Source organism: Phenylobacterium sp. (genome assembly GCF_036402295.1).
Taxonomy (GTDB): Bacteria; Pseudomonadota; Alphaproteobacteria; order Caulobacterales; family Caulobacteraceae; genus Phenylobacterium.
This window is the reverse complement of sequence record NZ_DASWTE010000453.1, coordinates 1-6,028: the sequence shown is the minus strand read 5'-3', so window position 1 is coordinate 6,028 and position 6,028 is coordinate 1. Positions and strand designations below refer to the sequence as shown.

The following is a 6,028-nucleotide window of genomic DNA, read 5'->3' as shown; positions in this document are numbered from 1 at the left end:
AGGTACTGGCCGCAGGGCTGGATATCGATGTGCACCGAGTTCTTCGGGTTGCGCCACACGCCGTAGATCGGCTCCTGCGCGCCCGCGGAGGCGGGTGCGGCGAAGCCAGCGGCGGCGGCGATCAGGGCGGAAATCAGGGTTCTACGGAGCATGGTCGCGCTTAGGTCGCCTGCTACCCGGACAATTTCAAGGCCGTTGCGAACAACGGTCGCGGAGTGTGGCCCCCGCGCCGCGAGTCTATGTCGTGCGCCGCGAAGTCTTCTTCAGCACCGACGAGAAGCTGGCCACCGGCTCGCCCTTGCAGGTGATCAGCCCGCGCACGAACACCATGCTGCGCCCGGCCTTCACCACCTCGCCCGTGCACTCCACCAGCTCGCCCTCGCGCGCCGTGCCGACCAGTTCGCAGTTGAAGGTGGCGGTCACTGTCGGCGAGCCCACGATCGCGTCGCGGGCGATCACGAACAGCGAGAAGTCGGCGAAGGTCATGACGCACCCGCCGTGCATGAAGCCGCCGCCGTTCATGTGCCTGCGCTCGGCGCGGAAGGCGCAGACCGGCCGCCCGTCGTCGCCGACCTTGAAGTAGAATGTCCCCGCCAAATCCTCGAAGGGATCGCCGCCCGGGTAGCACGACCAGCCGGCCCACTCGCCCTCGGTCACGGTCGTGAGCGTCGCCGTGTAGTTGTTCTCGTACTCCGAGCCGCCGTCCATTCGCGTTGCAACCTTCACTGAAACGACCGAGGGTTGGGCCTCTAAGCACGGGGGTTCGTGATGGGGAAGCCCGCAAACCTGATACTGGCCCTAGCGATCCTGTTGGCGTCGGCCGGGATGGCGGCCGCCCAGCCGCTCGACCTCCTGGCCTTCCGCGAGCGCGTCGCCGCCGAGGTTCGCCGGCAGCAGCCCGAGGCAAAGATCGCCCTGTTGGGCCGCGAGGGCCTGAGCGTGGCGCTGCCTGGGGAAGAACCCAAGGAGCAGTCCTTGGAGCGCGCCTATTCGCTCTACCGCGAGGAGCCCCGCCGCCTTGAGGAGCTGGTGGGCGTCTACAGTCGCTCGTTCCTGCCCGCGCCGGTCACGCCCCAGGCCCTGCGGGTGCTGGTCCGGACCGAGGCGGCCAACCCGCCGCCCGGTCCCGGTGGGGCCGCCGACCGAGGACTTGTGCGGCCGATCGCCGGCGGCCTCGTCGCCATCGTCGCCGTCGACGGGCCTGACGCCTACGAGTTCCTCCGCGCCTCGGTCCTGCGTTCGCGGCTGAAGCTGGACGACGCGGCGATCTGGGCCCGCGCCCAGGCCAACACCCGCGCCGTCATCCCGTTCAAGCCGCAGAAGCTGGTCCCCGGCCAGCCGGCGCGCCTCGCCGGCGAGGGCCTCGCGTCCAGCGTGATCGCCGACGACGCCTTCTGGAACGCTCCGGCCATGACTGCCCAGGGACCGCTGGTGGTGGCCGCGCCCGGGCGCGACGAGATCTTCATCCTGCTGGCGAGCGACCGGCGCATGGTGGAGGCCGTGCGCGGCGAGCTCGCCAAGGTCGCCGACGACCCAGACACCCTGTTCGGCAAACTCCTGATCCGCCGCGGCGGCCGCTGGGAGGTCTTGCCCTAGCGGCTTGCCGTTACCAATCGGCGCCCGATACGTTCAGCCTGCATGTTCGCGTCCACGCTCGCCATCCTCGTCCTCGCCGCCCAGCCCGCGCCGGACGATGGTCCACTCCAGACCGCACCCCGCGAGCTCGTGGCCGGCGACGTCCCCGGCCTCGACGAGAAGACGCTCGAGCCGCCGCCTCCGGGCTCGAAGCCGGTCGATGAGGCGAAGACCGCGCCCGCCGCCGTCGCCGCCACCAAGGCGCTGACCGTGGAGCAGAAGACCCTCGTGCAGGGCGGCACGCTGCAGATCGTGCTGGGCCAGCGCGCGTTGTTCCGGCTCGACAGCAAAGGGCTGCCGGTGCTGGACAAGGTGGAGGAGGGGCAGCTCGCCGCCGCCCACCCCGAAGGCGCCGTCACCGAAACCTTCGCGCCGCCGCCCAAGGGCCAGATCGCCGTGGCGCTCGACGGCTCGGCAGAGGTGCGGGCCACCATCCTCAAGGTCTGGAACGAGACCGAAAAGCCCGTCGACTACGCCGCCATCGCGCTGGTCATGCGCCAGGGCAAGGTCGCGCCGGCGCCGGCGCCGGTCTGTGCGGTGCCGCCGCGCTCGGTGCGCACCGAGACCTGGCCGCGCCCCGTCGTCGCCGTCGGTCTGACACGCTTCAAGCAGCCCGCGACCGTGAAGGCCTGCGCGGCGCCGGCCGGAGCGCCCTAGAACCGTTTGCGGTCCAGGGGGCCAGACACTAGGGTCCGGCCGCTTTCCAGAGGGGGACCGTCCATGGCGCTCGACGCCGAAACCCGCGACCAGCTGATCGAAACCGTCCGCCGCTTCGTGACCGAGCGCCTGCGGCCCCTCGAGGCCAAGGTGGCGGAGGACGACGCCATGCCGGACGAGGTGGTCGAGGAGATGAAGGGCCTGGGCCTGTTCGGCCTCTCCATCCCCGAGGAGTTCGGAGGCCTGGACCTCTCGATGGAGGACGAATGCCTCGTGGGGATCGAGCTCGGTCGCACCAGCCCGGCGTTCCGCTCGACCTTCGGCACCAATGTCGGCATCGGCAGCCAGGCGCTGGTGATGTTCGGCACCGAGGCGCAGAAGGAGAAGTACCTGCCGGGCATCGCGTCCGGCGAGATCATCACGTCCTTCGCGCTGACCGAGCCCGAGGCCGGGTCCGACTCGGCCAACGTCCAGACCCGGGCGGTGAAGGACGGCGACCACTACGTGCTGAACGGCGCCAAGCGCTTCATCACCAACGCCAACAAGGCCCACCTCTTCACGGTGATGGCCCGCACCGACCCCAACAAGCCGGGCGGCGGCGGCGTCTCGGCGTTCCTCGTGGATCGCGACAGCCCCGGCCTCACGGTCGGCAAGTCCGAGAAGAAGATGGGCCAGCAGGGCGCCCACGTCTCGGAGGTGTTCTTCGACAACGTCCGTGTGCCCGCCGAGAACCTGATCGGCAAGGAGGGCGAGGGCTTCAAGGTGGCCATGCAGGTGCTCGACCGCGGACGCCTGCACATCTCCTCGGTCTGCATCGGCGTGGCCGAGCGGCTGATCGCCGACTGCGTGGCCTACGCGTCCGAGCGCAAGCAGTTCGGCCAGCCGCTGTCGAGCTTCCAGCTCCTGCAAGGGATGATCGCCGACTCCAAGACCGAGACGCTCGCCGCCAAGGCCCTGACCCTCGAGACCGCGCGCAAGCGCGACGCCGGCCAGAGCGTCACCATGGAGGCCGCCGCCGCCAAGTACTTCGCCTCCGAGATGGTGGGCCGCGTGGCCGACCGCGCGGTGCAGATCTTCGGCGGCGCCGGCTACATCGCCGACTACGGCATCGAGCGCTTCTACCGCGACGTCCGCATCTTCCGGATCTACGAGGGCACCAGCCAGATCCAGCAGGTGATCATCGCCCGCGAGACCCTGAAGCGGGGCGGCTGATGGATCCCGTCGAGGCCGCCATCTTCGACGTGCTCGCCAAGGTCCCCGCCGGCAAGTCCGTCTCGCCGGAACAGGTGGCGCGCGCGCTCAACGAGGAGGGCTGGCGGCGCGAGCTGGGCAAGGTGCGCGCCGTCGCCATCGGCCTCGCGCGCCAGGAGCGCCTGGTCATCCTGCGCCACAACAAGCCGGCCGATCCCGATACCTTCCGGGGTGTGTGGCGCATGCGGCTGCCGGTCGCGGGCGAGAACGACTAGCCACGGTCGCGCCTTTTCCTAAGGTTAATCGACCCGCGTCTACTCTCGGTGCCCGATGAAGCGCCTCGCCCTCCTGCTGTTGCTGTTCACGCTGTCGGCTTGCGCGCCGCGGCTGGTGCAGGGCGCGTTGACGCCGCCCGCGGGTTTCCAGGGCGCCCACTTCGAGACCAGCGCTGTCGTCAGTTTCGACGGCGCGCGCCTCGGCTTGCAGACCTGGCAGGCCAAGGAGGAGCCCTGGGCCGTGATCGTCGCCGCCCACGGGATGAACGACTACGCCAACGCCTTCCACCTCGCCGCGCCCAAGTGGGCCGAGCAGGGCGTGACCACCTACGCCTACGACCAGCGCGGCTTCGGCCGCTCGCCCAGCCGCGGCATCTGGCCCGGCGCCGAGCTGATGGCGGAGGACCTGCGCACGGTCACCGCGCTCGCCCGCGCCCGGCATCCGAACGCCCTCATCGCGGTGGTGGGAGAGAGCATGGGCGGCTCGGTGGCCGCCGTGGCCTTCGCCTCCGATCGGCCGCCGCCGGCCGACCGCCTGCTGCTGCTGGCCCCCGGCGTCTGGGGGTTCAAGGCGCAGCCGCTGCCGAACAAGACGCTGCTGTGGCTCGCGGCCACCTTCACCGCCGGCAAGGTCTACACGCCGCCCCGCTTCATCACCGACCGCATCTACCCCACCGACAACCGCGAAGAGCTGATCGCCATGGGCCGCGACCGTCTGATGATCTGGGGCGCGCGGTCCGACACGCTCTATGGACTGGTGAAGCTGATGGACAAGGCGGCCGAGCGCGTCGGCGACGACCACCTGCCGACGCTCTACCTCTACGGCGCCAACGACCAGATCATCCCCAAGAAGGCCGCCCTCAAGGCGGTGAAGGGGCTGAAGCCCTCGGACCGCAGCGCCTACTATGCCGCCGGCCACCACCTGCTGACGCGCGACAAGCAGCGCGCGGTGGTGATCGACGACATGCTGAGCTTCATCCGCGACCCCTCGGCGCCGCTGCCCTCCGGCGCGCCGCCGATCCCGGGGGCGGCGGGAGTCGATGCGTCACGTCGCGCCGCGGGGTTGTGAGATGGCCCGCCGCAGCGTAGATGCAGCCAAATTCCTCCCCCAGGACGCAAAGTTCACGGCATGACCTTGTTCGATTCTCCGGCATTCGAGGGACATGAAGGCGTCCACGCCTTCTCGGATGAAAAATCCGGCCTGAAGTGCATCATCGCCGTGCACTCCACCGCCCGCGGCCCGGCCGCCGGCGGCTGTCGCATGTGGCCCTACGCGAGCTCGGAAGAGGCGCTGGTCGATGCGCTGCGCCTCTCGCGGGCCATGTCCTACAAGAACGCCATGGCCGACCTGGAGCTGGGCGGCGGCAAGAGCGTGATCATCGGCGACAGCCGCACCCAGAAGACCGCGGCGCTGTTCGAGGCCTTCGGGCGCGCGGTCGAGGACGTGGGCGGCAAGTACTGGACCGCCGAGGACGTGGGCGTGTCGCCCACCGACCTGATGCACGCCCGCAAACACACGCGCTACGTCGCCGGCCTCGAGGGCCATGAGGCCGCGTCCGGCGATCCCAGCCCGGTGACCGCCGAGGGCGTGTTCCGGGGCGTCCAGCTCTGCGTCCGCCGCGCCATGAAGCGCGACCTGGACGGCGTCCGCGTCGCCATCCAAGGCGTGGGCCACGTGGGCGAATACCTGGCCAGGAAGCTGCACGCCGCCGGCGCCAAGCTGATCCTCACCGACGTCAACGCCGAGGCCCTGCGCCGCGTCGCCGCCGAGACCGACGCCCAGATCGTAGCCCCCTCGGCGATCTTCGACGCCGACGCCGATGTCTTCGCCCCCTGCGCCCTGGGCGGCGCGGTCAGCCTCGACACCCTGCCGCGCCTGCGCGCGAAGATCATCGCCGGCGCCGCCAACAACCAGCTGGCCGGCCCCGACGCGGGCCGCGAGCTGTTCAATCGCGGCATCCTCTACGCCCCCGACTACGTCATCAACGGCGGCGGCATCATCAACGTGGCCGGCGAGATTCGCGCGCTGGAGCTGGGCGAAGCTTTCGACCCGGCCTGGGTGGACCAGAAGCTGGACCGCCTGGCCCTGACCCTCGAGGAGGTCCTCGAGCAGGCCCTGCGCGAGCGCCGTCCCACCCACGAGGTCGCCAACGAGATCGCCCGCTCGCGGATCGTCGGCGCGGCGGAGAAGCGCGTGGCGGCTTAGGTTCGGCGGCTCAGGCTGGCGGGCGGTTCGCCTTCCAGCTCTTCAGGCCGTTCACCAGCAGCAG

Annotated in this window: 7 protein-coding genes; 6 read left to right on the top strand and 1 reads right to left on the bottom strand. The window is 70.5% G+C overall.

Translation table 11 applies throughout. The features are described from left to right. Window positions 1-237: 237 nt before the first annotated feature. Window positions 238-708, bottom strand: coding sequence for a PaaI family thioesterase (locus VGD44_RS25570; protein WP_331091462.1), 471 nt, complete (start codon window positions 706-708; stop codon window positions 238-240). Between the two features lie 60 nt (window positions 709-768). Between VGD44_RS25570 and VGD44_RS25565 the strand changes: the two genes are divergently transcribed. The 6 genes from VGD44_RS25565 to VGD44_RS25540 all read left to right on the top strand — a co-directional run bounded on the left by VGD44_RS25565 (window position 769) and on the right by VGD44_RS25540 (window position 5,964). Beyond that, window positions 769-1,596 carry a hypothetical protein gene (locus VGD44_RS25565; protein WP_331091460.1) on the top strand — a complete coding sequence of 276 codons (828 nt, stop codon included), beginning with the start codon at window positions 769-771 and terminating at the stop codon, window positions 1,594-1,596. A gap of 42 nt (window positions 1,597-1,638) precedes the next feature. Continuing rightward, on the top strand, window positions 1,639-2,292 hold the full coding sequence (locus VGD44_RS25560; protein WP_331091458.1) for a hypothetical protein: 654 nt from the start codon (window positions 1,639-1,641) through the stop codon (window positions 2,290-2,292). Window positions 2,293-2,355: 63 nt separating this feature from the next. Next, entirely contained in the window at window positions 2,356-3,504 is a 1,149-nt protein-coding gene (locus tag VGD44_RS25555; RefSeq protein ID WP_331091456.1) for an acyl-CoA dehydrogenase family protein, read from the top strand. Then, a complete protein-coding gene (locus VGD44_RS25550) occupies window positions 3,504-3,758 on the top strand; it encodes a DUF3253 domain-containing protein (RefSeq protein ID WP_331091454.1) in 255 nt (84 codons plus the stop codon). Before VGD44_RS25555 ends, VGD44_RS25550 begins: the two co-directional genes overlap by 1 nt. Before the next feature lie 55 nt (window positions 3,759-3,813). Next, window positions 3,814-4,827: an alpha/beta fold hydrolase gene (locus tag VGD44_RS25545; RefSeq protein ID WP_331091452.1), complete on the top strand. Its 1,014-nt coding sequence runs from the start codon at window positions 3,814-3,816 to the stop codon at window positions 4,825-4,827. A 60-nt stretch (window positions 4,828-4,887) separates the two neighbouring features. Then, entirely contained in the window at window positions 4,888-5,964 is a 1,077-nt protein-coding gene (locus VGD44_RS25540) for a Glu/Leu/Phe/Val dehydrogenase dimerization domain-containing protein (protein ID WP_331091450.1), read from the top strand. Window positions 5,965-6,028 lie beyond the last annotated feature (64 nt).

Excerpts from the sequence above, each read along its gene's own strand:
- VGD44_RS25560 (WP_331091458.1), top strand. The coding sequence starts at position 1,639 with ATGTTCGCGTCCACGCTCGCCATCCTCGTCCTCGCCGCCCAGCCCGCG.
- VGD44_RS25570 (WP_331091462.1), bottom strand. The coding sequence starts at position 708 with ATGGACGGCGGCTCGGAGTACGAGAACAACTACACGGCGACGCTCACG.
- VGD44_RS25545 (WP_331091452.1), top strand. The coding sequence starts at position 3,814 with ATGAAGCGCCTCGCCCTCCTGCTGTTGCTGTTCACGCTGTCGGCTTGC.
- VGD44_RS25540 (WP_331091450.1), top strand. The coding sequence starts at position 4,888 with ATGACCTTGTTCGATTCTCCGGCATTCGAGGGACATGAAGGCGTCCAC.
- VGD44_RS25555 (WP_331091456.1), top strand. The coding sequence starts at position 2,356 with ATGGCGCTCGACGCCGAAACCCGCGACCAGCTGATCGAAACCGTCCGC.
- VGD44_RS25565 (WP_331091460.1), top strand. The coding sequence starts at position 769 with ATGGGGAAGCCCGCAAACCTGATACTGGCCCTAGCGATCCTGTTGGCG.
- VGD44_RS25550 (WP_331091454.1), top strand. The coding sequence starts at position 3,504 with ATGGATCCCGTCGAGGCCGCCATCTTCGACGTGCTCGCCAAGGTCCCC.